The organism is Gordonia sesuvii (assembly GCF_036350415.1).
Lineage (GTDB): Bacteria > Actinomycetota > Actinomycetes > Mycobacteriales > Mycobacteriaceae > Gordonia > Gordonia sesuvii.
The window spans coordinates 50,161-73,102 of sequence record NZ_JAZDUF010000007.1 but is presented as its reverse complement, the minus strand read 5'-3'; the positions used below and the strand labels follow the sequence as shown (position 1 = coordinate 73,102).

Below are 22,942 nucleotides of genomic sequence, written 5' to 3'. Positions count from 1 at the left end.
CGCCCGTGCAGATCGACGCGGCGGTCGTCTCCACTCCCGGCGGCCCTTTCGAGGTGAAGGGCGTCGAGATCGACGAACCCCGGGCCGGCGAGGTGCTCGTCGCGATGCGAGCGGTCGGTATCTGCCACACCGATCTCGGCATGAAGGCGACCTGGTCGAAGCGACGGCTGCCGCAGGTGTTCGGGCATGAGGGGGCCGGCGTGGTCGAGGCCGTCGGGGACGGTGTCACCGGGCTCTCACCGGGACAGTCGGTCTGCTTGACCTTCCGTAGTTGTGGGCGGTGTGGCCAGTGTCGCTCGGGCCATCCCGCCTACTGCACCGCGGGCCTCAACACCGCGGGCCGATCCGACGGCACACCGACGCTCACGCGTGACGGCGCCCCGGTGTACGGCGGCTTCTTCGGGCAATCGAGCTTCGCCACCTACGCACTTGCCCACGCGGACAATGCGATCCCGGTTCCCGCCGAGCTGGCTCCGGCGATGGCTGCCCCGCTGGGGTGTGGCGTGCAGACCGGCTACGGGACCGTCACCCGCGTGCTCCGGCCGGCACCGGGCGCGACGATGACCGTCTACGGCGCCGGCAGCGTGGGACTCTGCGCGGTGATGGCGGCGGTGCGGGCGGGTGCAGCCGTGGTGGCCGTCGATCCGATCGCCGCCCGACGTGAGCTCGCCATGAAGTTCGGAGCGGTCGGCACGGTCGATCCGACGGCCGTCGACGACGTCGCCCGGGCGGTACGCGACGTGCACGGCCGAGGAACCGATCACGCCGTCGACACGACGGCCCGCCAGGACGTGTTCGCCGCGGCCGTCGACGCCGCCGAGCCACGCGGCGACATCGCGCTCGTCGGCATCGGACGCACCCTCGAGTTCGACGTCATGCGCGTTCTGTACATGGGTCTGTCGATCCACGGCGTGATCGAGGGCGACGTGGTCCCGCGGGAGGTCATCCCCGAACTGGCCTCGCTCTACCTTGCCGGTGGGCTTCCCCTGGACGACCTGGTGACCGTCTACCCGTTCGCTGACATCGAGCAGGCCGCGGCCGATTCGCTCGCCGGCACGGCGATCAAGCCGGTGCTCGTGTTCGACGACTGACCCGGCGCTCCGGCCGGTCGGTGTGTGTCGATCGTGTCACCGCCCGACGCGCGGGAATTGGTAGGCCGTCGGTGCGCGTTTATCCTTGCAAAGACATGTCCACGCCCTCTCGAGCCCCGATCTACCTCGACCACGCCGCGTCGACGGCCATGCTGCCGGACGCCGTCGAGGCGATGACCGCTGTCTTTGCCCAGCCGGGAAATGCCTCGTCGTTGCACGGTTCCGGGCGTTGGGCCCGGCGTCGACTCGAGGAGGCGCGTGAGTCGGTGGCCGCGTCGGTGGGCGCACGCCCTTCCGAGGTCATCTTCACCGGCGGCGGTACCGAGTCCGACAACCTCGCCCTGAAGGGGATCTACTGGGCGCGCCGCCGGGCCGACGCGCGCAGACGGCGGGTGATCGTCTCCGCGGTCGAACACCACGCGATCCTCGATCCGGCGATCTGGCTGGCCGATGCCGACGACGCCGAACTCGTGATCGCGCCGGTCGATGAACAGGGTTTCGTGTCGCCGTCCTGGCTCCGCGCGGAACTCGCCGAGCACGCCGACGACACGGCCGTGATCTCGGTGATGTGGGCGAACAACGAGGTCGGGACCATCCAGCCGATCACCGAACTCGCCGCCATCGGCGCCGAGTTCGGGGTCCCGGTCCATTCCGACGCCATCCAGGCCGTCGGGCACATTCCGGTCGATTTCGGCGCGAGCGGACTGAGCGCGCTGAGTCTCGCGGCCCACAAGTTCGGCGGCCCGCAAGGTGTCGGCGCGTTGCTGTTGCGCCGCGACGTCGACTGCGTGCCCCTGCTGCACGGCGGTGGTCACGAACGCGACGTGCGGTCGGGGACACAGGATGTCGCAGGCGCGGTGGGTATGGCGGCCGCCCTGCGGTGGTCGGTCGACCACATGGACGCCAATGTCGACACGGTGACCGCGCTGCGCGAGCAGCTCTTCGCCGCCCTCCTCGCCGTCGGCGGCACCACGGCCAACGGACCGCGCGACACCCGTCGGTTGCCGGGCAACGTGCACGTGTCGTTCGACGGATGCGAGGGTGATTCACTGCTCATGCTGCTCGACGCCAACGGCGTCGAATGCTCCACCGGTTCCGCGTGTACCGCGGGCGTCGCGCAGGCCAGCCATGTGCTGTTGGCGATGGGCCTCGACGTTCCGACCGCCCGTGGGTCGCTGAGGTTCTCGCTCGCACCCACCTCGACGACGGCCGACGTCGAGGCGGTCGCCGATGTCATCGGTCAGATCGTCGATCGGGCTCGCGCTGCGGGCCTGGTCTCGTCACCGAATGGGGAGGTGCGCTGATGCGGGTACTCGCAGCGATGAGCGGGGGCGTCGACTCCTCGGTCGCGGCCGCCCGAGCCGTGGACGCCGGACATGATGTGGTGGGCGTGCACCTGGCATTGTCGACAGCGCCGGGAGCGCTGCGCAGCGGATCACGCGGGTGCTGCTCGCGGGAGGACGCTTCGGATGCCCGACGCGTCGCCGACGTTCTCGGCATCCCGTTCTACGTCTGGGATTTCGCGGACCGTTTCAAGGACGATGTCATCGACGAGTTCGTCGGCGCCTACGCCGCCGGCGAGACCCCGAATCCTTGTCTGACCTGCAACGAGAAGATCAAGTTCGCCGCACTCGCCCAGAAGGCCGTCGCCCTCGGGTTCGACGCACTCGCCACCGGGCACTACGCGCGCCTCACCGACGGTGAACTGCGCCGAGCGGTCGACGAGGACAAGGACCAGTCCTACGTGCTCGCCGTCCTCACCGCCGAACAACTCGGCCGGGCGATGTTCCCGATCGGCGACACCCCGAAGGGCGAGATCCGGGCGGAGGCGGCCCGACGCGGTCTGGCCGTCGCGGAGAAGCCCGATTCCCACGACATCTGCTTCATCCCGACCGGCGACACCCGCGCGTTCCTCGGTGCGCGCATCGGCATCCGCCCCGGAGCCGTCGTCGACGCCGACACCGGGGATCGGCTCGCCGATCACGAAGGCGTGCACGGATTCACCATCGGCCAGCGCAAGGGTCTCGGCATCGAGGCCCCGGCTGCCGATGGCCGGCCGCGCTACGTGACCGACATCGATCCCGCGTCGGGCACCGTGACGGTCGGCTCCGCTGAGCACCTCGATGTCTGGTCGATCACCGCGCACCGCGCGGTCTGGACGTCGGGTGAGGCGCCCGATGGACCCGTGGATGCGATGGTGCAGGTCCGGGCACATGGCGGTCTGGCGCCGGCGCGTGCGACACCGGTGACCCGCGACGGTGAATCGATGATCGAGATCGCCCTCGCCGAACCGCTGACGGGTGTGGCCCGGGGTCAGGCGGCGGTGCTCTACGCCCCCGATCCACGGCACGGAGACCTCGTGCTCGGGTCCGGTCGGATCGCCACGACGGACTCCGATCCCGCCACCGGTGTGCCGCGACTGCGGGCCTCGGCCGGCGCCGACCGGTGACGCGCGACGACGTCGCCGCCGATGCCCTGATCACCGGCGGCACCGGGACGGGCGTCGGCTCCATGCCCGGGACCGATCCGCGTGAGGCGGCGGCCGTCGTCAACGGTGAGCTCGACCTGGCCCATCTCGTCGAGCTGCCGGCGCGCGGCATCGGTGCCGACATGGTGGGGCGGATGGCGGCGATTCTCATCGATCTGCCGATGGATGCCGACACCTGGGGATATCGTCTCGCGGCCCGTGGCTCCGGCGCCGCCCGGAGCGCCCGCGACTTCCTGCGGGTCGACTTCGACGCCGTCGAAGAGCTCTGGGACACAGCGGGTTTCGTCGGGACCGCGCGACCCTTCAAGATCCAGGTGGCCGGGCCGTTCACGTTGTCGGCGTCGGTCGAGCTGCCGACCGGGCACAAAGTACTCCGTGACCGCGGCGCCGTGCGTGACGTCGTCGCCTCGACCGCCGAGGGCATCGGTGAACTGGTCGCCGAGGTGACCCGCCGGCTCGGTGCCGAGGTCATCGTCCAGATCGACGAACCGATGATCGGCCAGGTGATCGACGGGACCGTGCCGCCGCTGACCCGCTTCGACACCATCCCCGCCGTGCCGGTCGTCGAGGTCGCCGACGCCCTGCGCGGACTCGTCGAGCAGGTCGGACGTCCCGCCCTCGTGCACAGTTGTGCGCCTGTCCGATGGGACCTGATCCAGCGCATGCGGGGTGTCGGATGGTCGTTGGACCTCACCACGACGACAACGGAGGACCTCGACGGGCTCGGGAATCTGCTCGACCGCGGCGACCTGCTCGTGGCGGGTGTGGTCCCCGCCGTCACCGCTGAGCGCCGGGTGCGCGCCGAATCGGTGGCGCAGCGGTTGGCGGGCTTGACCGACCGCATCGGACTCGATCGAAAAGTGTTGGCGCAGAGCGTCATCGTCAGCCCCACGTGTGGGCTGGCCGGAGCCGACCCGGGATGGGCGAAGGCCGCGCTGGCGATCTGTGCGGCGGCCGGGGAACTGCTCGGCACCGATCCTGACGCGCTCTGAGCGCGCCGGTCCGGCAGTGGCCTACCGGGACTCGAGTTTCGCGATCGACTTCTTGGGTGCGATCTGCCGATAGCTCGCGTCGAGCAATTCCGACACCTCGATCCAGTCGGTGTCGTCGTCGAGCAGGATGCCCAGCCAGCCGTACGCCCCGAGGTAGGCGGGCAGATAGAACCGGGAATCCGCGAGCAGAGCCTCCCGCTCCGATGTGTCCGGGATGAAGAGCAGCGACTGGTCGTGGCGGTCCTGGCTGCCCTTGACGCTGCCCCCGTAATTGCCGAACATCTTGCCGCACCGAAATGTCGGCCGCCCGTGCGCGACGACCTCGGTCGTATCGGGCAGAGCCAGCGCGACTTCGCGGACACGCAGCAGATACGGGTCGTCGTCGGAGAACATGATCGGGTGCGGCATGCGGGGCCTCGCTCGGTCGTGATCGGATTCAGAAATCCGCGCTGACAGTTCGTCGTCGGCGGATCACCGCCCATACAACCCCCGCGATCAGCACCGTGTAAAGGACGATCGTGATCGGACTGCTGATCAGCACCATCGGATCGTTGCCGGAGTTGACCATGGCGTCGCGCAGTGAGTACTCCGCGAGTGGCCCGAGGATCACGGCGATCAGCACCGGGGCGATCGGCACGTCGTAGCGTCGCATCACGAATCCGAGCAGGCCCAGCGCCAGCATGATCAGCAGATCGGTGACGCTCGACGCTGCCACGTAGACGCCGAAGGCCGCCAGCAGGGCGATGCCGGCGTACAGGTACGCCTTGGGCACCTTGAGGAGATTTGCCCACAGCGGGGCCATCGGCAGGTTCAGGATCAGCAGCACGACCATCGCGATGAACAAGCTGGCCAGCAATGCCCACACGATCTCCCCGTTGCGCTCGAACAACAGCGGACCGGGTTGCATGCCGTACTGGCGGAACGCGATCAGCAACACCGCAGCGGTGGCCGACGTCGGCAGCCCCAATGCCAGCAGTGCGCCCATCGCGGTACCCGCGGTCGCGTTGCCGGCCGCCTCCGGCCCGGCCACGCCCTCGATGGCACCCTTGCCGAACTGTGAGTCCTTGCGCCGGCGCGCCAGAGTGCGCTCGGCGCCGTAGGACAGGAAGGTCGGCACTTCGGCGCCGCCGGCGGGGATCACGCCGAACGGCACACCGAAACCGGTGCCGCGCAACCAGGCGGGAAGCGCCTGACGGAACTCGCCGCGACTGAGGAAGGGCCGTCCGCCGCTGGAGAGCAGTTGGGCCTCATCGGGTCGACCGATGCGCGAGGCCTGGTAGATCACCTCGCCCAGCGCGAGCAACGCGACGGTGATCACCACGATGTCGATCCCGTCGAACAGTGTGCGGACACCGAAGGTGAGCCGCTCGGTACCGGTCGGCTGATCGATGCCGACCATCGCGATGGCGAGACCGATCGCCAGTCCCGCGAGGCCGCGTACCGCCGAGTCCGACACCACGGTCGAGATCGCGACGAACGCGAACACCGCGAGCGCGAAGAATTCCGCCGGGCCGAATCTGGTCGCCGCATCCGCCATGGCCGGTGCGAAGAACACGACGAGCACGGTCGCGATGATGCCGCCGAGGAACGCGCCGATCGCAGCGGTCGCAAGGGCTTGCGGGGCCCGCCCCGACCGGGCCATACGGTGGCCCTCCAACGACGACGCGATCGCCGTACTGTTGCCCGGCGTGTTCATCAGGATGCCGGCGATGGAGTCGCCGAACAGACCACCGAAATAGACGCCGGCGAACATCGCGAGGGCGCCCAACGGATTCAGGCTCGCGGTCAACGGCAGCAGCAGCGCGACCGCCATGGCCGAACCGAGGCCGGGCAGCACGCCGACAGCCGTCCCCAGCAGGGCGCCGACGAGAACGAACAGCAAGTTGTTGAGCGTGAAGACGTCGCCGAAGCCGGTGATCAGGTTGCTCAGTTGATCCATGGTGTGCTCACCCCAGGATGCCCGGCGGGATGTAGATCCCGAGCAGACCGCTGAACGCCAGTTGGATCACCGCGGCGATACCGAGTCCGCCGAGCACGCTCGCGATGTGGTTGCGGGCACCCAGACCGACAGCGACGATGGCGAACAAGAGGGTCCCGGAGATCAGCCACCCGATCGGCTCGAGTATCAGGATGAACAACAGGACGCCACCGACGACGATCACGACCGACCGCCAATTGCTGGCCTCTGCCGGTGCGTGCCCGTGATCGAGGATCAGGTCGGCCTCGTCGCCGGGGTCGGCCGATGGCGGCCGAGGCGTCGGCCGGAACACGGAGACCGCCATGAGGACCGCCACCACGTAGCAGAGCACGGCGACGATCCACGGGAATGCCTTGGCCCCGAACAGTCCTCCGTCGCCTGCCTCGTCCATCGTGACGATCCCGGCGACCACAACCGTGCCGACCAGAACGAGCACGGCCGGAATGATCAGTTCGCCGTAGTCGCGCCGCGGTGATGCGCTCGGGGTCGCGGTGCCTGAGTCGCCGGTCATACCAAACCCAACTCCTTCGTCAGATCGGTGATCCGCTGCTGTTCGACGTCGATGAACTCCGCGAACACCTCGCCCTGGGCGAAGCTCTCCACCCAACGGTTGATCTCGATCGCCTCCTGCCAGCTCTCGGTCTTGATCATCTCTTCGACGATCGCGATGAGTTCGCTGCGCTCGGAGTTGCTGATCCCCGGGGGTGCGACGAATCCGCGCCAGTTCACCAGGTCGACCTGCGGATAGCCGAGGTCGATCATCGTCGGGACATCCACTCCCGGTAGGGGTTCGGGTGCGACGACGGCCAGCGCGCGCAACCGACCACCGTCGATGAGGTCACGGAAGTCGTTGTAACCGCTGATCCCGACGTTGACGGTGCCGGCCGCCGTGGAGGTGAGCGACAGGGTGAGCTCACCGCCGCCACTGTGCGGGGTGTACACGAGGTCGGTGGGCGCGAGTCCGACCGCCTGCGCCAACTGGGCGGCCACGAGATGGTCGATCCCGCCGGCCGAGCCACCGCCGATCGGGATCGCCGCCGGGTCGCGACGCCACGCCTCGATGAAGTCGTCGAGAGTCTCGTACGGCGACGATTCGGGTACCGCGATGACCTCGAAATCCTCTGCCAGGCGGGTGATCGCGGTGGTGTCGTCGAGGGTGGTGGAGCTGCCGGCCTGGGCGATCCCGCCCAGCATCACCGTGCCCGTGACCATGAGTGTCTGGCCGTCTCCCTCGAGACCCACGAGCTGGGACAGGCCGATGGTGCCACCGGCGCCGGGGATGTTGACCACGTTGACGGTGTTGACGATGCCGTCACTGCGCAGCGCCTGCTGGGATTCGCGTGCGACGAGATCCCACCCACCGCCGACGGCGGCCGGGGCGATCAGGGTCAGCTTCGAGCGCGCACCACCCTCGCTCGACGCCCCGCGGGCCTCGATCACCGCGAGCGTGGCGACGATGACGACGATCACCACGCCGACCGCCTGCAGGGCCCGCTGTCGCGTGGCCGTCGACCCGGAAGCCATCAGCACCACCAACCTCTTGTTCCGCCACACTCGTCCGCCGATCCTGTCACATGTGTGACGCTTGTCACATCGGCTTCGCCGCATTACTGTGAGCCGCGTGACGATCGGCGTGGCGTTCAGCAGAACCCCGGCCGGTCGTGCCGCATTGCGGGTCGCTGCCCGGGAGGCGTCGATCCACCAGACGGAGTTGGTGGTGCTCAACGTGACCGACACCGCGGAGCATGCCGAGGACCGTTCCGCGACAGCGATTGTCGAGGACGAGGTCTCCCGGCAGCTCGCCGCGGGGACGGCTCCGGCGCCCGACTGGCAGGTGGTCAACGAGGCGACCCTCGGGAATCTCGCGGACGTGATCGTGGATCTGGCCACACGCGTCGACGCCGAGTTCCTGGTCATCGGCAGCAAGGAGCGTTCGGCGGTGGGCAAATTGGTGATGGGTTCGACGGTGCGCCAGGTGGTGATGAAGGCACCGATGCCGGTGCTCGTGGTGAAAACCTGAGCCGGTGCAGGTCGCCGGACATGCGTCGACAGCGACGATCTCGACGTGTCGGGGGCCTTCGATAGGCTCATGACGTGGCAGCACAAGGCGACATGTCGGATGTGAGCAGCGAGCTGCGCGAGAAGTGGACCGCGCTGGCCGAGGAGATCCGCGACCACCAGTTCCGCTATTACGTCAAGGACGCGCCGATCATCACCGACGGCGAGTTCGACCGGCTGCTGCGCGAACTGCAGGAGCTGGAGGACGCCCACCCCGAACTCGCAACGCCGGATTCCCCCACGAAGCTGGTCGGTGGCGGCTTCTCGACCGCCTTCACCCCGGTCGACCACCTCGAGCGGATGCTGTCCCTGGACAACGTGTTCGACGCCGACGAGATGCGCGCCTGGGTCGACCGTGTCCATGTCGAGACCGGCCCGGAGGCCGATTTCCTGTGCGAGCTCAAGATCGACGGCGTGGCGCTCTCGTTGGTCTACACCGACGGCACTCTCACCCGCGCGGTCACCCGCGGGGACGGGCGGACGGGGGAGGACGTCACCCTCAACGCGCGCACCATCGACGACGTCCCGCAGCGGCTGACCGAGAACTCCGACTTCCCCATACCCCATGAGCTCGAGGTCCGCGGCGAGGTCTTCTTCCGGGTCGAGGATTTCGAGGCACTCAACGCCTCTCTCGTCGCCGACGGGAAGCCGCCGTTCGCCAATCCTCGGAACTCCGCAGCCGGATCGCTGCGTCAGAAGAACCCGCAGGTGACCGCTCGTCGTCGGCTCCGGATGATCTGCCACGGCATCGGCCATACCGAGGGGTGGCGACCGAAGTCGCTGCACGACGCCTACCTCGCCCTCGGTGCATGGGGACTTCCGGTGTCGGATCACACCACCAAAGTGGGCGGCGCGCAGGAGATCCTGGACAAGGTCGGGTACTGGGGCGAGCATCGGCACGACGTCGAGCACGAGATCGACGGCATCGTGGTGAAACTCGACGACGTCACGCTGCAGCGACGTCTCGGCTCCACGTCTCGTGCGCCCCGCTGGGCAATCGCGTACAAGTATCCGCCGGAAGAGGCGACCACCGAGCTCCTCGACATCAAGGTCGGCGTCGGGAGAACCGGTCGCGTCACGCCGTTCGCGTTCATGGAGCCGGTCCTCGTCGCGGGTTCGACAGTGTCGCGGGCCACCCTGCACAACGAATCCGAGGTCCGCCGCAAGGGCGTGCTGATCGGTGACACCGTCACCATCCGCAAGGCCGGCGATGTCATCCCCGAGGTCCTCGGGCCCGTCGTGGATGTTCGTGACGGCAGCGAGCGCGAGTTCGTGATGCCGACGCACTGCCCGGAATGCGGTACATCGCTGCGGCCCGAGAAGGACAGCGACGCCGACATCCGTTGCCCCAACTCCCAATCCTGTCCGGCGCAGTTACGTGAGCGGCTCTTCCACCTCGCCGGCCGCGGTTCCTTCGACATCGAGGCGCTCGGCTACGAGGCCGCCACCGCGTTGCTGACGTCGGGTGTGCTGACCAACGAGGGGGACCTGTTCTCGCTCACTGCCGACGACCTGACCACGACCGACCTGTTCCGCACGAAGGCGGGTGCCCTGTCGGCCAACGGGAAACGGCTGCTGGCCAATCTCGAAGGTGCAAAGAAGGTTCCGTTGTGGCGTGTGCTCGTCGGACTGTCCATCCGGCACGTCGGGCCGACCGCGGCGCGCGCGCTCGCAACAGAATTCGGCTCGCTGCAGGCCATCGAGGACGCGACAGCCGAGGAACTCGCCGAGGTCGAGGGACTCGGGATAACCCTCGCGCAGAGCATCCGGGACTGGTTCACGGTCGATTGGCATCGGGATGTCGTCGAGAAGTGGCGCGCCGCCGGGGTTTCCATGGAGGACGAGCGGGACGAATCCATCGCCCGGACACTGGAGGGCAAGACGGTTGTGGTGACCGGGTCATTGCAGGACTTCTCCCGCGACGGCGCCAAGGAGGCGATCCTGCAGCGCGGCGGCAAGGCGTCGGGATCGGTCTCGAAGAAAACCGACTACGTCGTCGTCGGCGACTCGCCGGGCACGAAGGCCGCCAAGGCGGAGCAGTTGGGGGTGCCGATTCTCGACGAGGACGGGTTCAAGCAACTGCTGGAGACCGGTGAGGCGGCCACGGGGCCTGACTCAGACGGGGCCTGACTCAGTTGGGGCCTGACTTCAGCTGTCCGCGCGCAACACCGTGCTGACGATCCCGGCCAGATAGCCCAGGCGCGCGATCTCCGACGGGCGGAAGTCGGGCCCGCCGATGCGACCGAGCAGAACTGCCTTCGCGCCGTCGCCCAGTGGTGCGGCGGCCAGCCGGGTGTCCATGTCCTGCCACGCCTCGGGAACCCACTCGGCCGTCTCGTCGAGTTGGGTGGCGCGACCGATCGGCAGCCAGTCCGCCCGGGTCAGTGGGGTCTCCGGGGCCCCGGAGCTGCCGAACAACTGCAGCACGCCACCGCTGGCGCTGGTGATCACCATCGCCCACGAGACCCGCAGAACGCGTGGCGCATTGTCCACCAGCACCTGGAGCCGGTCGTTGTCGGCGGTGGCCACCTGGTCCACCAGCTCCAGCTCGCGGTGGGTGTCCAGCACCCCGGCGTACGGGCGGATCGAGTCGACCCGAACACCCTTCAGCTTCTCTGCCGCGGTGATGAGGCCGTCGGGCAGGGAACCGGGTGCGATGTCGACCACCAGATCATCGACCGCATAGCCCTCTCCACGTTCGACGACCTCGAGGGAGAGGATGTCGGCGCCCACCGATCCGAGCTGGACGGCGAGCAGACCGAGGCTGCCCGGTCGATCCTCGAGGTAGACGCGCAGCAGGTACGACACGCGGGCCATTGTCGCACTGCGCTGTGACCGTCGTGTGACGAGAGGGTCGCGGATGGCGCCGGGGTGCCGATCGGTTGCCGCGATACTGCTGGTGGCCGTGATCCCGGCCGACTACGGTGATCGGCGTGACCGGAACACCGCCGCTGCACGGACTGCATCACGCCGCATTGACGGTGACCGACCTGGCGGCATCCATCGAGTGGTACACCCGAGTCCTCGGGTTTGCCGAGGTGGCACGCTGGACGGCCGGCGGATTGGACAAGGCGCTCCTGAACCGGCCCGACACGCCGCCCATCAGCCTTGTCGCCCACAATGATTCGGCTGTCACCGGCACGTTCGACGAGCATCGGACAGGTCTTGACCACCTGTCGTTCGCCGTCGCCGACCTCGCCGAACTCCAGTTGTGGGTCGCCGTTCTCGATCAACACTCGATCCCGCACGGCGAGATCGTCGAGGGCAGGACCGGGTCGCTCGTGGCATTCCGCGATCCCGACGACATCGCGCTGGAGTTCTACACCCTCGTCTGATCTCCGCGATCGAGATGCGTCATCTCTGTCCGTTGATCGAGTAGCCGCGGACGACCCCGTCCACCCGCTGATCGAGTGCCGCGGGCGGCCCCCTTCACCCGTTGATCGAGTAGCCGCGGGCGAGCTTGCGAGACTGCGGCGTATCGAGATCCCGGTGACGGAGGTCTCGATTCGCTCCTCACTCCGTTCGTCGCACTCGACCAGCGGCTGGAGCCCGACTTCCGCGCGCTCACGGTGTGCGCACGACGCCCCCGACGGTCACCATGGGGCCATGGCAATCGACGACGACCCGCCGTCCGCCGACACGTCGGAGGCCTCCACACAGGTCACCGCGTCGGTGGCACGCCGGATAGCTCCCGGGCGCGAGCACGACTTCGTGAGCTGGACCGACGCGGGAATCGCACTCGCCCGGACCTTCCCGGGCTTTCTCGGCGGCGGGTGGCTGCGGAACTCCCGCATCGACAACGAGTACTACGTGGTCTATCGGTTCGCCGACGAGCAGACGATGGACGACTGGGTGTCGTCGCCGGTGCGCAAGGCGTGGCTCTCCCGCGGTGAGGGTGTCGCGGTCGACTATGCGACGCATCGGCTGTCGGGCATCGAGGGATGGTTCGAGCCGCAACAACATCTGACCCAGGCGGTACGCGTCCACGGTGCGCCACCGCCACGCTGGAAGCAGGCGATCACCATCTGGCTGGGCTTCTTCCCGCTGTCGGTGCTCATCAACGTGCTGGTCATCGGTCATCTCGACGGCGTACCCGTGGTGGTCACCACACTCGTCGCGACCCTCATCAACACGCCGCTCATGGTCTATCTGGTGCTGCCGTGGTTGACCGCTCGGCTGAAACGGTGGCTGCACTGACCTCCGCGTCACGGGACCCGGCACGGCTCCCATAGGCTGGTGGGGATTGCCCAGTCACGGCAAGAATCAGACACGGCAAGAATCAGACACGGCGAGAAAGGACGCGGCATGTCCAGCGGATCAGAGTCGGCGATCTCCCGGGAGGAGGTCGCGCATCTGGCTCGGCTGTCCCGGTTGGCGCTGACCGAGGACGAACTCGATCAGTACGCCCAGCAGCTCGACTCGATCCTGGCGCACGTCGCCCAGGTCGCCGAGGTGGCCGCCGACGACGTCCCCGGCACCGCCCACCCCGCCGAGCTGGCCAATGTGCTGCGCCCCGACGTCGTGGTCCCCGGGTTGACCACCGATCAGGCGCTGTCCGGTGCCCCCCGAGTCGAACAGGACAGGTTCGCCGTCCCACAGATCCTCGGGGAGGAACAATGACAGCGTCGTCCGCTCGCACCGCCGGTGACCTCACCGGGATGACCGCCGCCGATCTGGCCGACAAGATCGCGAACCGCGAGTTGTCGTCGGTCGAGGTCACCCAGGCGCACCTGGACCGGATCGCCGAGATCGACGGGGAACTGGGGGCTTTCCTGCATGTCAGCGGTGCCGAGGCGCTAGTCGCGGCCAAGGCCGCCGACGACTCGATCGCGGCAGGCGAGCAACTCTCGCCGCTCGCCGGCGTCCCGATCGCGCTGAAGGACGTCTTCACCACCGTCGACGCGCCGACGACATGCGGGTCGCGCATTCTGGAGGGCTGGGTGCCGCCGTACGACGCGGCGGTCACCGAACGATTGCGCGCCGCCGGCATCCCGATCCTCGGCAAGACGAACATGGACGAGTTCGCCATGGGGAGTTCGACGGAGAACTCGGCCTACCAGGTGACCCGTAATCCGTGGGACACCAACAGGATTCCGGGCGGCTCCGGTGGCGGCAGCGCTGCCGCTCTCGCCTCATATCAGGCCCCGCTCGCCATCGGCACCGACACCGGCGGCTCCATCCGGCAGCCGGCCGCGGTCACCGCGACCGTCGGTGTCAAACCCACCTACGGCACGGTGTCGCGGTACGGGCTGGTGGCCTGCGCGTCCTCGCTGGACCAGGGTGGCCCGTGTGGCCGCACAGTTCTCGACACCGCGATGCTGCACACCGTGATCGCCGGTCACGATCAGCGCGACTCGACCTCCATCGATGCGCCGGTGCCCGACGTGGTCGGTGCCGCACGCTTCGGGGCGGAACAGGATCTGTCCGGGGTGAAGATCGGCGTCGTGAAAGAGCTGCAGGGCGAGGGATATCAGTCGGGCGTGCTCGACTCGTTCCGCGCGGCGTTGGCGGTGCTCACCGAACGCGGTGCGGAGGTCGTCGAGGTCTCGTGCCCGCACTTCAGCTACGCACTGGGCGCCTACTACCTGATCCTGCCGTCGGAGGTGTCGTCGAACCTCGCACGATTCGACGCGATGCGCTACGGCCTGCGTGTGGGTGACGACGGCACCCACAGTGCCGAAGAGGTGATGGCGCTGACCCGCGACGCCGGATTCGGGCCCGAGGTCAAGCGCCGCATCATGATCGGCACCTACGCCCTGTCGTCGGGCTACTACGACGCCTACTACGGACAGGCGCAGAAGGTGCGGACCCTGATCGCCCGCGATTTCGCTGCCGCGTACGAGAAGGTCGACGTCCTCGTGTCACCCACCACGCCGACAACGGCTTTCGCGCTGGGGGAGAAGGTCGACGATCCGCTGGCGATGTACCTGTTCGACCTGTGCACACTGCCGGTCAACCTGGCCGGTGTGGGTGCGATGTCGGTGCCGTCGGGGCTGTCGGCCGACGACGGCATGCCGGTCGGTCTCCAGATCATGGCGCCGGCCCTCGCCGACGATCGGCTGTACCGGGTCGGCGCGGCCTACGAGGCGGCCCGCGGACCCATCGCGTGACGCGTCAGCCGGCGTCCGACAGACTCGACGTCTGACTCGCGCCGTAACGGTGCCCGACGCCGGGATCCCCGTCGAGTGAGCCCAGCAGGTCGGCGGAGGTCTGCAGGAACCCGATGACCGGAAGCCACGGTGGCTGACGTGCCGGGCGGCCGACGATCCGGGCGTCGTGTGGTTGCCGCGTCGGCCGCCAGATCGACGCCAGGGACCACCGCGGTATCGGGTCGGAGGCGTTCGCGAGGATCACGCGATCCGAGTCGTCGCCGCTGCGACGAGCCACGCTGTCGCCGGGCACCCCGGACAGCACCGTCTCGGTGACCGCGCCCGGTCGTTCGGCAACCGCCCACACCCGCGCGGCCTCCGCGCCGACCGCCCCGACGCTCTGTCCGTACACGTGGACGGCCGGGCGTTCGCCCGGAGCCCGGCCGGCGACCGTGTCGAGGACGGCACGGAGGAGGACGATCGCGCTGTGACCCGCCGCGGACCGGTCCGCGACGAATGTCTGCCACGAGGGACGAGCCGAGTATTGCAACGCCAGCACGTCGACGTCGCCGCCGAAGCGGTCGACATAGCCCCGCACCGCGGACGGATCCACCCACCCCGATCCGGTCGGTACCGCGATCACCACGGCCTCGCGATCCAGACCGCCGTCACCGACCCACCGGGCGACGAGCTCGGCGGCGCGTTGGTCGGCGGAGCCCGCCTCGCCCGGCCCGTACAGCACGCCGGCGGGCGTCGGTGGGGGCTCGGCAGGGCCGTCGTCGGCGCCGGCGGGTAGTGCACCGGCGACGAGCGCGGCGATCATCGCACATCCGACCGCGGTGGTACGGGGAAGCCACACGACCAGCCCGAACACGACCATCGCCGACAGCGCGGACATCACGACCCACTCGGCCCCCACCGGCGGCGCCCCGAGGTCCGACCGCAGGTCGTTCTGCCACGCCCCGCTGATCAGAGCCGCGATCCAGGTCGCGCCGACCCCGCCCGCGGCTGCGGCGACCGCACCCACCGGGGGCACCGGGCGCCGTCGGGCGAGCAGTAGCCCCGTGATGGTCGCCACCGCGACGCATCCGGCCACCAGCGCGGCCGATATCAGCGAGGAACGCGGCAGCCCCGACGGCCACAGTGCCGCCACCGCACCGAACGCCGCCAGGCAGCTGACCAGCGGGTGCGGCAGGCCGACGGACGCCCGTCGTGGAAAACGCAGACGGTCGACAGCGACGTCGGGCGCGGTGATCATCGGGACTGCTCCGTTCCGCGATCCACGAACGCGGCCCAGGAGCGGCCCATCCCGGACGACATGATCTCGGCGGCCGACTCCGGCGAGCCCGGCGGACCGTCGAATTGGCGCCACGTGTTGAGCCGGAGGCCGAGATCCGCGGCGGTTGCTGCGATGTGACAGATGGGAGACGTGCACGACGCGTGCATGCGCTCGACGAGCATCCGATCCAGCCTCAGTCGCGCCCACCCGCCTAGCCGCAGCCCTGACCGGTCGGCAAACCGCAGCACATCGTAGCCGAAGTCGTGTGTGCGGCAGAGGATCTCAAATCGATCGGGGAGAGGTACGGGTGACGAGCACCCGCCGTCGGGATCGATCGGGTAGCCCCGGTCCACTTCGGGTCGATAGCCGAACTCCGCCGCGAACCCGGCGGGCAAGAGCTCCGCCGCCCGGTCGTGTCGGTCGGTGGTGAGATCCCAGACGATCCGTCCCGCCGGCGTCGCGAGATCCGCTCGGACCGGGGCGAACTCGACCCGTCCATCGGGACCGGCGACTGCGGGCTGCGCCTGCGACGTCGCGACGGTCGCCCCGAGAAGTGTTGTGACCGAGAGCAGGAGAACGAGAGTCAGACGCAGGCGGCGGTATCGACGCCGGGGAATGCGGTGCTGTGTCATGGACTAGAAGGTGTCAATCGGGAGCGCCCGCCCACATCGGTCGGGGCAGTGAACCGGGAGGAGTCCGTTGGGTGCGGAGGACGCGGCCGATCTCACCCTGGGGGTGACGGCGGAATCCCCCGAAAGTATGAGGACGGGCGGTGGTCGGGCGACCTACGGTGTGGGCGAGGTGATGACGATGTTCCGACGTGTGCGATCCCTGGCGGCGACGGCAGGTGCGGCGACGATGCGTGGCGTCCGCGAGATGCCGGCGGCGCAGGATCCGGGTGTGCAGCGGTATGTGAGTTCGCCGGTCAACTGGTTCTTCCTGCTGGTCGCGCTGATCCTGTTCGCGGTTTCCTGGCCGACGCTGGTGATGACGCATTCGATGCCGGACTACGCCCTGCCGGTCGCGGCGGCGTTCGCGTCGCTACCGGTCGCGCTGGCCTGGGCGGCACCGGTCACCGGATGGGCCATCTCGGTGGTCTCCGCGCAGTTGATCGGGCTGCTGGTGCCGACGGTCAACGGGTGGCCGTGGTCGATCCAGGTGACCCACATCATCTCGTTGCTGGTCCTGACCTTCTTCGCCTACCTGCGCTGCTCGTTGCGATGGGTTCCGGTCGTGTGGGTCAGCACGGTCATCGTGTTCGTACTCGCCGCGCCGGCCGAAGCCCGCGCCGGGTGGGCGTTCGGTCTCACCGTTCTGGCGGTGGTGGTGGCGTTGCTGCGGATCCTGCTCAACTCTCGACGCCAACTCGCTGAGAGCGCGGAGCAGACTGAGTTGGTCGAATCGCAGAAAGCGATCCTGCAGGAGCGGGCGCGCATCGCCCGTGACCTGCATGACGTTGTCGCGCACCGGATGTCGGTCGTCGTCGTGATGGCGCAGACGGCCCGGTACCGACTCGGCGACGTCAGCGACGAGGCGGCCGCCGAGTTCGACGCGATCGCGGTCTCGGCGCGCGCATCACTCGACGAGGTGCGCCAGTTGCTCGGTGTCCTACGCACCGACGGCGAGGCGTCCGCCGCACCCAACCCCGGTCTCGACGACGTCCCGGCGCTGGTGACACAGACCCGGATGACCGGTGCCGCCGTCGACCTCTCCGATCTGGTCGATCACGAGAAGGTCGGCGCGGCAGCGGGTCTGGTGATCTATCGCATCGTGCAGGAGAGCCTCGCGAACGCCACGCGCCACGCGCCGGGCGCCCGGGTCGACATCACGATCAGTCCGACTGCCGATGGCGCGGTCGAAGTGTGCGCGCGCAATTCCGCGCCCACCGGCGAGCCGGTCCGGCTTCCCGGACCCGGCACGGGTATTCCGGGGATGGTCGAGCGCGCGGCCGCGGTCGGCGGAGTGCTGACCACCGAGCCGACCGCCGACGGCGGCTTCGTGGTCCGTGCCGTCATCCCACCCCACCACGTCGGCGCGCTGGGCGCCGTCGGGTCGGTGCCGACCGTCGGCGAATAGGCTGTCGGTGTGGCTGTGACGGTGGTGGTCGTCGACGATCAGGCAATGGTCCGGCAGGGATTCTCGGCATTGCTCGGGGCCCAACCCGACATCTCGGTGCTCGGCGATGCGGCCGACGGGGTCGACGCCGTCGACCTCTGCGCCCGGGTCCGGCCCGATGTGGTGCTGATGGATGTGCGCATGCCGCGCAAGGACGGACTGCGGGCGGCCGAGGAGATCCTGCGCTCGGCCTCGGGCCGATCCGACCCGACGCGCGTGCTGATGTTGACCACTTTCGACATCGACGACTACGTCTACGAGGCATTGCGCATCGGCGCGTCCGGGTTCATGTTGAAGGATGCCCCCGCGGACGAACTCGTCCGTGCCGTGCGCGTCGTCGCCGCCGGTGAAGCGTTGCTCGCGCCGTCGGTGACCCGGCGGTTGATCGCGGAGGTCACCTCGCGCCGATCCCGCACACCGCGCAGTCGGGCGGCCGAGCAACTCACCCCACGTGAACGCGAGGTGCTCGACCTGGTGTCCGACGGCCGGTCCAATGGCGAGATCGCCGAGCAGTTGTTCGTGTCCGAGCAGACCGTCAAGACCCACGTCAGCAGCGTGCTCGGGAAGCTCGGCCTGCGGGATCGAGCCCAGGCCGTCGTCTTCGCCTACGAGAACGGACTCAAGTGAGTGGCTCGCCGACACCGAACGTTCACCTGGCAAACGCGTCAGGTGATGGCGACACCCGGCGCGGCGACGCCCCGCCAACTAGATTGATTGGGAACGTTGCACAGGTGGTCGACAGGGAGGTTCCACGGCGATGGCCAAGAGGTTCGGCATTCTCACCAGCGGCGGTGATTGCCCTGGACTGAACGCGGTGATCCGCGGAGCGGTTCTCAAGGGTGGAACTGTCTACGGACATGAGTTCGTCGGCTTCAAGGACGGCTGGCACGGCCTGGTGTACGGCGACATCGTGGAACTCAATCGCGCATCCGTGCGCGGTCTGTCGCACGAGGGCGGAACCATCCTGGGTACCAGTCGATTCGGGCCCTACCAAGAGCCGGACGGCGGCCCGGACAACATCAAGAAGGTCCTGAAGAATCTCGGGATCGACGGGGTCATCGCTCTCGGCGGCGAGGGGACGGCCTCGGCGTCCAAGCGTCTGTTCGAGGACGGGATCAACATCGTCGGCGTCCCCAAGACGATCGACAACGACATCGATGCCACCGACTACACCTTCGGTTTCAACACCGCGGTGGAGATCGCCACCGAGGCCATCGACCGGTTGCGCACCACCGGCAACTCACACAAGCGGTGCATGGTGCTCGAGGTGATGGGCCGCCACGCCGGCTGGATCGCCCTGCATTCCGGGATCGCCGGCGGCGCCCACGCGATCCTGATTCCCGAGCAGCCCGAGAGCCTCGACCAGATCTGCGCGTGGGTGACCGGCGTTCGCTCCCGTGGCCGCTCCCCGATGGTGGTCGTGGCCGAGGGTTTCAAACTCCCCGACATGAAGGAGGAGTACTCGGTCAAGGGCCTCGACGGTTTCAACCGTCCGCGACTCGGCGGGATCGGCGAAGTGCTCGCCCCGCTCATCGAGGAGCGCACCGGTATCGAGACCCGCTCCACCGTGCTCGGCCACATCCAGCGCGGCGGCGTCCCGAGCGCCTATGACCGCGTGCTGGCCACCCGGTTCGGGATGGCGGTCGCCGACCTGGTCGCGGACCGGGCGTGGGGCAAGATGGTCGCGCTGCGCGGCACCGACATTGTCCGGATCACCTTCGACGAAGCACTCGCCAACCCCAAGCAGGTGCCCGCGGACCAGTATCAGGAGATCCGCGTCATCTTCGGATGACGGGACGGATCAGACGGTGTTCGGCGGGTACGCGGTCGGGTAGGTCGTCGGCAGGGTCGGCTTCGGCTCACGCGGAATGATCAGCCACAGCACCAGATAGAGCAGCACCTGGGGTCCCGGCAACAGGATCGACGCCACGAACAGGACCCGGATCACGGTCGCGTCCCACCCGAACCGCTTGGCGAGGCCGCCGCAGACACCGCCCAGCCAGGCGTCGTCGCGGGAGCGCATCAATCGTGTGGGTGCGGGAGCAGTGGTGGTCATGGTCGGTTCCTTTCTTCTGACCACGACGCTACGCATCGCCACGTGTGAGGGCATCGGGGATGACCCTGATCTCCTCCCCGGTTTCCGCCCGGGGGAGTCGGCGACCCGCGCCGCCACGCTCCCGGCGGCCCCATAAGATGGCAAGCATGACTGCCGCTGCCACCGAACTGCTCGATTACGACCAGGTCATCGCAGAATTCGATCCAGTCCTCGGTCTCGAGGTGCACGTCGAACTCGGCACCGCGACCAAGATGTTCTGCGGCTGCCCGACCGCGTTCGGCGCCGAGCCGAACACGCAGGTGTGTCCGGTGTGCATCGGACTGCCGGGTTCGCTGCCGGTCGCCAACGTGAAGGCGATCGAGTCCGCGATCCGGATCGGCCTGGCCCTCAACTGCTCGATCCGGCCGTCGAGCGTGTTCGCTCGCAAGAACTACTTCTATCCTGATCAGCCCAAGAACTATCAGATCTCCCAGTACGACGAACCGATCGCCTACGACGGGTACCTCGAGCTGCTACTACCCGACGGCACACCGTGGCGCGTGGAGATCGAGCGCGCACACATGGAGGAGGACACGGGCAAGTCGTTGCACATCGGCGGGTCCGGACGAATCCACGGTGCCAGCCACTCGCTGCTCGACTACAACCGCGCCGGCGTGCCGCTCGTGGAGATCGTCACCAAGCCCATCGTCGGGGCCGGTGAACGCGCGCCGGAGGTTGCCCGGGCCTACGTCACCGCCCTGCGGGATCTGTTGAAGGCACTCGACGTGTCCGACGTCCGGATGGATCAGGGCTCCCTGCGGTGTGACGCCAATGTCTCGTTGATGCCCAAGGGCGCCGCGGAGTTCGGCACACGCACGGAGACGAAGAACGTCAACTCCCTCAAGAGTGTCGAGGTCGCGGTGCGTTACGAGATGCGCCGACAGGCAGCGGTGCTCACCGCCGGTGGGGAGATCGTCCAGGAGACACGGCACTTTCACGAGGCCGACGGCACCACGTCGCCGGGTCGGCGCAAGGAGACCGCCGAGGACTACCGCTACTTCCCGGAGCCCGACCTGCCGCCGGTGCAGCCGGACAAGTCCTGGATCGACGAGCTGGGCACGACATTGCCGGAGATGCCCTGGGTGCGGCGCGCGCGTATCCAAGGCGACTGGGGCGTCTCCGACGAGGTGATGCGCGACCTGGTCAACGTCGGCGCGATCGACCTGGTCATCGCAACCGTCGACGCCGGTGCCGGTGTGGAGGCGGCCCGTGGCTGGTGGGTGTCGTTCCTCGCCCAGCAGGCCAACAGCCGCGAGACCGACCTCGCGGACCTGCCGATCACTCCCGCCCAGGTGGCGACGATCATCGGTCTCGTCGACGAGGGCAAGCTGACCACCAAGCTGGCCCAGCAGGTGGCCGTCGGTGTGCTCGACGGGGAGGGCGAACCGGAACAGGTCGTCGCCGACCGCGGTCTCGAGGTGGTCCGCGACGACTCGGCTCTGCAGACGGCCGTCGACGAGGCGCTCGCCAACAACCCCGACATCGCCGAGAAGATCCGCGGTGGCAAGGTGGCTGCGGCCGGCAAGATCGTCGGTGATGTGATGAAGGCGACGCGCGGGCAGGCCGACCCCGCCCGGGTCAAGGAACTGGTACTCGCCGCCTGTACCTGAGCGACGCCGTTCCTGAGCTAGGTGCGGTCCTCCGACGATGAGGGCGGCAGCCACCGGACCACCCGGTCGTCGGTGCTGACCGGCCGGCCGGAGGTGCGGTTGACCGTGGCGAACTGAAGGACGCCGTTCTCCAACGCGACCATGCGCCCCAGCGCGCCATAGCGTTTCTCCAGCACAACCGCCGGAGGCGTGATGGCGGGCTGCTCGCCGGTCGGTTCGCTGAGCGCCTCGATGCGCTGGGTGCGCGTCGTGGATACGAAGATGGCCCCGGAGGTGACCGCGCACCCGGCGATCTGCGGGCGGTCGGGCCAGGTCCAGAGAACCTTCGGTCCGGACTGTTCCAACACCTGCACCCGGTCCTCCGTGGCGGTCTGGTCGGCGACATACACGGTCCCGGTGGTGGCGCTCGGACAGAGCGACACGGTGGAGCCCAGACCGGACGCCAGCACGCGCGGCGGCGGGTTGGCGCCCGAGCGGAACGACGTCACCGCGAGGATTTTGCCCGCGAGTGACGACGGATCCGTGGCCGCGGCGGGACTGCCCGCGTTGCCCGTCGCCACGATCAGCTCGCCCGGAGTCCGGAAGTACATCGAACCCATGTTGCCGGTGGCGCCCTTCGGGATGCCGACGAGAATCGGCTTGGGGACGTCGTTGGGCGCCAGACGCACGATGCGGTTGTCCGCCGGAGTGGTGATCAGTGCGTAGATGAGGCGATCCTGGTCGTACGTGGGGGAGAAGGCGAAGTCGATCAACCCGCCGTCGCCGGATGCATCAACCGGTGCCGTCGCCAGAACTCGGTGCGGCCCATACCGTTTGGTGGTGATGATCTTGCCGGTGGTGCGTTCGGCGACCACCGTGACCTCGCCACGGTCGTCTCCGGGCATCACGGACCCCGTCGACTGCAGGCAGGTGGCGATCACGGCCGGGTCCGGGTCGACGCACGGACCCGGCGGGGGAGGTGCGGGCGGTTCGGTGGGCGACGGGCGGGGCTGCTCCTGGCGGGCCGGCGACTCGTTGTTGGCGCTCCACGCGCCCGCGTCCTGCGCCCGGTCCTGCTCGGTGAAATCCGCGCAACCGGAGGCGGTGATCACGAGCAGACCCAACGTCGCCCCGACCAGCGCGCGAGTCGCGCGGGTGCGCCGCGGCG

General features: G+C 68.7%; 23 protein-coding genes. 14 read left to right on the top strand and 9 right to left on the bottom strand.

Features of this window, described 5'->3' with window-relative positions; genetic code table 11:
- The first annotated feature begins 5 nt into the window (after positions 1 to 5).
- The 4 genes from VZC37_RS20245 (at position 6) to VZC37_RS20230 (ending at position 4,571) form a co-directional block, all read left to right on the top strand.
- A complete protein-coding gene (locus VZC37_RS20245) occupies positions 6 to 1,091 on the top strand; it encodes an NAD(P)-dependent alcohol dehydrogenase (protein ID WP_330435113.1) in 1,086 nt (361 codons plus the stop codon).
- A 95-nt stretch (positions 1,092 to 1,186) separates the two neighbouring features.
- Positions 1,187 to 2,395 carry a cysteine desulfurase family protein gene (locus VZC37_RS20240; RefSeq protein WP_330435111.1) on the top strand — a complete coding sequence of 403 codons (1,209 nt, stop codon included), beginning with the start codon at positions 1,187 to 1,189 and terminating at the stop codon, positions 2,393 to 2,395.
- Positions 2,395 to 3,540, top strand: a complete 1,146-nt coding sequence (gene mnmA, locus VZC37_RS20235) for a tRNA 2-thiouridine(34) synthase MnmA (protein ID WP_330435109.1) — start codon at positions 2,395 to 2,397, stop codon at positions 3,538 to 3,540. Before VZC37_RS20240 ends, mnmA begins: the two co-directional genes overlap by 1 nt.
- Complete coding sequence (locus tag VZC37_RS20230) at positions 3,537 to 4,571, top strand: uroporphyrinogen decarboxylase/cobalamine-independent methonine synthase family protein (protein WP_330435107.1); 1,035 nt, start codon at positions 3,537 to 3,539, stop codon at positions 4,569 to 4,571. The genes mnmA and VZC37_RS20230 overlap by 4 nt, the downstream gene beginning before the upstream one ends.
- 21 nt (positions 4,572 to 4,592) lie before the next feature.
- Here VZC37_RS20230 and VZC37_RS20225 read toward each other — a convergent pair whose 3' ends face one another.
- The 4 genes from VZC37_RS20225 to VZC37_RS20210 are packed head-to-tail and all read right to left on the bottom strand — an operon-like array spanning position 4,593 to position 8,073.
- Entirely contained in the window at positions 4,593 to 4,979 is a 387-nt protein-coding gene (locus tag VZC37_RS20225; RefSeq protein WP_330435105.1) for an MmcQ/YjbR family DNA-binding protein, read from the bottom strand.
- A 28-nt stretch (positions 4,980 to 5,007) separates the two neighbouring features.
- A complete protein-coding gene (locus VZC37_RS20220) occupies positions 5,008 to 6,510 on the bottom strand; it encodes a tripartite tricarboxylate transporter permease (RefSeq protein ID WP_330435103.1) in 1,503 nt (500 codons plus the stop codon).
- A 7-nt stretch (positions 6,511 to 6,517) separates the two neighbouring features.
- Positions 6,518 to 7,060: a tripartite tricarboxylate transporter TctB family protein gene (locus tag VZC37_RS20215; RefSeq protein ID WP_330435101.1), complete on the bottom strand. Its 543-nt coding sequence runs from the start codon at positions 7,058 to 7,060 to the stop codon at positions 6,518 to 6,520.
- The gene (locus VZC37_RS20210) at positions 7,057 to 8,073 is read right to left on the bottom strand and encodes a Bug family tripartite tricarboxylate transporter substrate binding protein (RefSeq protein ID WP_330435099.1); all 1,017 of its coding nucleotides are present in this window, start codon (positions 8,071 to 8,073) and stop codon (positions 7,057 to 7,059) included. Before VZC37_RS20210 ends, VZC37_RS20215 begins: the two co-directional genes overlap by 4 nt.
- Before the next feature lie 97 nt (positions 8,074 to 8,170).
- Between VZC37_RS20210 and VZC37_RS20205 the strand changes: the two genes are divergently transcribed.
- Positions 8,171 to 8,569: a universal stress protein gene (locus tag VZC37_RS20205; protein ID WP_330435097.1), complete on the top strand. Its 399-nt coding sequence runs from the start codon at positions 8,171 to 8,173 to the stop codon at positions 8,567 to 8,569.
- Positions 8,570 to 8,661: 92 nt separating this feature from the next.
- Positions 8,662 to 10,737 carry an NAD-dependent DNA ligase LigA gene (gene ligA, locus VZC37_RS20200; RefSeq protein ID WP_330435520.1) on the top strand — a complete coding sequence of 692 codons (2,076 nt, stop codon included), beginning with the start codon at positions 8,662 to 8,664 and terminating at the stop codon, positions 10,735 to 10,737.
- 18 nt (positions 10,738 to 10,755) lie between these two features.
- On the opposite strand, the gene VZC37_RS20195 is transcribed toward ligA, so the two are convergent.
- Positions 10,756 to 11,424 carry an ACT domain-containing protein gene (locus VZC37_RS20195; protein WP_330435095.1) on the bottom strand — a complete coding sequence of 223 codons (669 nt, stop codon included), beginning with the start codon at positions 11,422 to 11,424 and terminating at the stop codon, positions 10,756 to 10,758.
- A 116-nt stretch (positions 11,425 to 11,540) separates the two neighbouring features.
- Here VZC37_RS20195 and VZC37_RS20190 point away from each other — a divergent pair, with 116 nt between their 5' ends.
- From VZC37_RS20190 to gatA, 4 genes are all read left to right on the top strand, one after another.
- Positions 11,541 to 11,942, top strand: coding sequence for a VOC family protein (locus VZC37_RS20190; RefSeq protein ID WP_330435093.1), 402 nt, complete (start codon positions 11,541 to 11,543; stop codon positions 11,940 to 11,942).
- A 271-nt stretch (positions 11,943 to 12,213) separates the two neighbouring features.
- Entirely contained in the window at positions 12,214 to 12,804 is a 591-nt protein-coding gene (locus VZC37_RS20185; RefSeq protein ID WP_330435091.1) for an antibiotic biosynthesis monooxygenase, read from the top strand.
- Positions 12,805 to 12,912: 108 nt separating this feature from the next.
- The gene (gene gatC, locus VZC37_RS20180; RefSeq protein WP_330435089.1) at positions 12,913 to 13,227 is read left to right on the top strand and encodes an Asp-tRNA(Asn)/Glu-tRNA(Gln) amidotransferase subunit GatC; all 315 of its coding nucleotides are present in this window, start codon (positions 12,913 to 12,915) and stop codon (positions 13,225 to 13,227) included.
- Positions 13,224 to 14,717, top strand: a complete 1,494-nt coding sequence (gatA, locus tag VZC37_RS20175) for an Asp-tRNA(Asn)/Glu-tRNA(Gln) amidotransferase subunit GatA (RefSeq protein WP_330435087.1) — start codon at positions 13,224 to 13,226, stop codon at positions 14,715 to 14,717. Before gatC ends, gatA begins: the two co-directional genes overlap by 4 nt.
- Before the next feature lie 4 nt (positions 14,718 to 14,721).
- Here the strand turns inward: gatA and VZC37_RS20170 are convergent, their stop codons facing one another.
- A complete protein-coding gene (locus tag VZC37_RS20170; protein WP_330435085.1) occupies positions 14,722 to 15,954 on the bottom strand; it encodes an alpha/beta-hydrolase family protein in 1,233 nt (410 codons plus the stop codon).
- Entirely contained in the window at positions 15,951 to 16,607 is a 657-nt protein-coding gene (locus VZC37_RS20165) for a hypothetical protein (protein WP_330435083.1), read from the bottom strand. Before VZC37_RS20165 ends, VZC37_RS20170 begins: the two co-directional genes overlap by 4 nt.
- A 178-nt stretch (positions 16,608 to 16,785) precedes the next feature.
- On the opposite strand from VZC37_RS20165, the gene VZC37_RS20160 reads away from it, so the two are divergent.
- From VZC37_RS20160 to VZC37_RS20150, 3 genes are all read left to right on the top strand, one after another.
- Positions 16,786 to 18,051, top strand: a complete 1,266-nt coding sequence (locus VZC37_RS20160) for a sensor histidine kinase (RefSeq protein WP_330435082.1) — start codon at positions 16,786 to 16,788, stop codon at positions 18,049 to 18,051.
- Positions 18,052 to 18,060: 9 nt separating this feature from the next.
- Entirely contained in the window at positions 18,061 to 18,717 is a 657-nt protein-coding gene (locus VZC37_RS20155) for a response regulator transcription factor (protein ID WP_330435080.1), read from the top strand.
- A gap of 130 nt (positions 18,718 to 18,847) precedes the next feature.
- Positions 18,848 to 19,882, top strand: a complete 1,035-nt coding sequence (locus VZC37_RS20150) for a 6-phosphofructokinase (protein ID WP_330435078.1) — start codon at positions 18,848 to 18,850, stop codon at positions 19,880 to 19,882.
- 9 nt (positions 19,883 to 19,891) lie between these two features.
- On the opposite strand, the gene VZC37_RS20145 is transcribed toward VZC37_RS20150, so the two are convergent.
- A complete protein-coding gene (locus VZC37_RS20145) occupies positions 19,892 to 20,146 on the bottom strand; it encodes a PspC domain-containing protein (protein ID WP_330435076.1) in 255 nt (84 codons plus the stop codon).
- Between the two features lie 146 nt (positions 20,147 to 20,292).
- On the opposite strand from VZC37_RS20145, the gene gatB reads away from it, so the two are divergent.
- Complete coding sequence (gene gatB, locus VZC37_RS20140; RefSeq protein ID WP_330435074.1) at positions 20,293 to 21,795, top strand: Asp-tRNA(Asn)/Glu-tRNA(Gln) amidotransferase subunit GatB; 1,503 nt, start codon at positions 20,293 to 20,295, stop codon at positions 21,793 to 21,795.
- Positions 21,796 to 21,812: 17 nt separating this feature from the next.
- Here the strand turns inward: gatB and VZC37_RS20135 are convergent, their stop codons facing one another.
- Positions 21,813 to 22,913 (bottom strand): PQQ-dependent sugar dehydrogenase, encoded by a 1,101-nt coding sequence (locus VZC37_RS20135; RefSeq protein WP_330435518.1) that lies wholly within the window; start codon positions 22,911 to 22,913, stop codon positions 21,813 to 21,815.
- Positions 22,914 to 22,942 lie beyond the last annotated feature (29 nt).

Excerpts from the sequence above, each read along its gene's own strand:
- VZC37_RS20195 (WP_330435095.1), bottom strand. The coding sequence starts at position 11,424 with ATGGCCCGCGTGTCGTACCTGCTGCGCGTCTACCTCGAGGATCGACCG.
- VZC37_RS20170 (WP_330435085.1), bottom strand. The coding sequence starts at position 15,954 with ATGATCACCGCGCCCGACGTCGCTGTCGACCGTCTGCGTTTTCCACGA.
- mnmA (WP_330435109.1), top strand. The coding sequence starts at position 2,395 with ATGCGGGTACTCGCAGCGATGAGCGGGGGCGTCGACTCCTCGGTCGCG.
- VZC37_RS20145 (WP_330435076.1), bottom strand. The coding sequence starts at position 20,146 with ATGACCACCACTGCTCCCGCACCCACACGATTGATGCGCTCCCGCGAC.
- gatC (WP_330435089.1), top strand. The coding sequence starts at position 12,913 with ATGTCCAGCGGATCAGAGTCGGCGATCTCCCGGGAGGAGGTCGCGCAT.
- VZC37_RS20160 (WP_330435082.1), top strand. The coding sequence starts at position 16,786 with ATGTTCCGACGTGTGCGATCCCTGGCGGCGACGGCAGGTGCGGCGACG.
- VZC37_RS20165 (WP_330435083.1), bottom strand. The coding sequence starts at position 16,607 with ATGACACAGCACCGCATTCCCCGGCGTCGATACCGCCGCCTGCGTCTG.
- VZC37_RS20220 (WP_330435103.1), bottom strand. The coding sequence starts at position 6,510 with ATGGATCAACTGAGCAACCTGATCACCGGCTTCGGCGACGTCTTCACG.
- VZC37_RS20150 (WP_330435078.1), top strand. The coding sequence starts at position 18,848 with ATGGCCAAGAGGTTCGGCATTCTCACCAGCGGCGGTGATTGCCCTGGA.
- VZC37_RS20215 (WP_330435101.1), bottom strand. The coding sequence starts at position 7,060 with ATGACCGGCGACTCAGGCACCGCGACCCCGAGCGCATCACCGCGGCGC.
- ligA (WP_330435520.1), top strand. The coding sequence starts at position 8,662 with ATGTCGGATGTGAGCAGCGAGCTGCGCGAGAAGTGGACCGCGCTGGCC.
- VZC37_RS20185 (WP_330435091.1), top strand. The coding sequence starts at position 12,214 with ATGGCAATCGACGACGACCCGCCGTCCGCCGACACGTCGGAGGCCTCC.
- VZC37_RS20240 (WP_330435111.1), top strand. The coding sequence starts at position 1,187 with ATGTCCACGCCCTCTCGAGCCCCGATCTACCTCGACCACGCCGCGTCG.
- gatA (WP_330435087.1), top strand. The coding sequence starts at position 13,224 with ATGACAGCGTCGTCCGCTCGCACCGCCGGTGACCTCACCGGGATGACC.
- VZC37_RS20225 (WP_330435105.1), bottom strand. The coding sequence starts at position 4,979 with ATGCCGCACCCGATCATGTTCTCCGACGACGACCCGTATCTGCTGCGT.
- VZC37_RS20210 (WP_330435099.1), bottom strand. The coding sequence starts at position 8,073 with ATGGCTTCCGGGTCGACGGCCACGCGACAGCGGGCCCTGCAGGCGGTC.
- gatB (WP_330435074.1), top strand. The coding sequence starts at position 20,293 with ATGACTGCCGCTGCCACCGAACTGCTCGATTACGACCAGGTCATCGCA.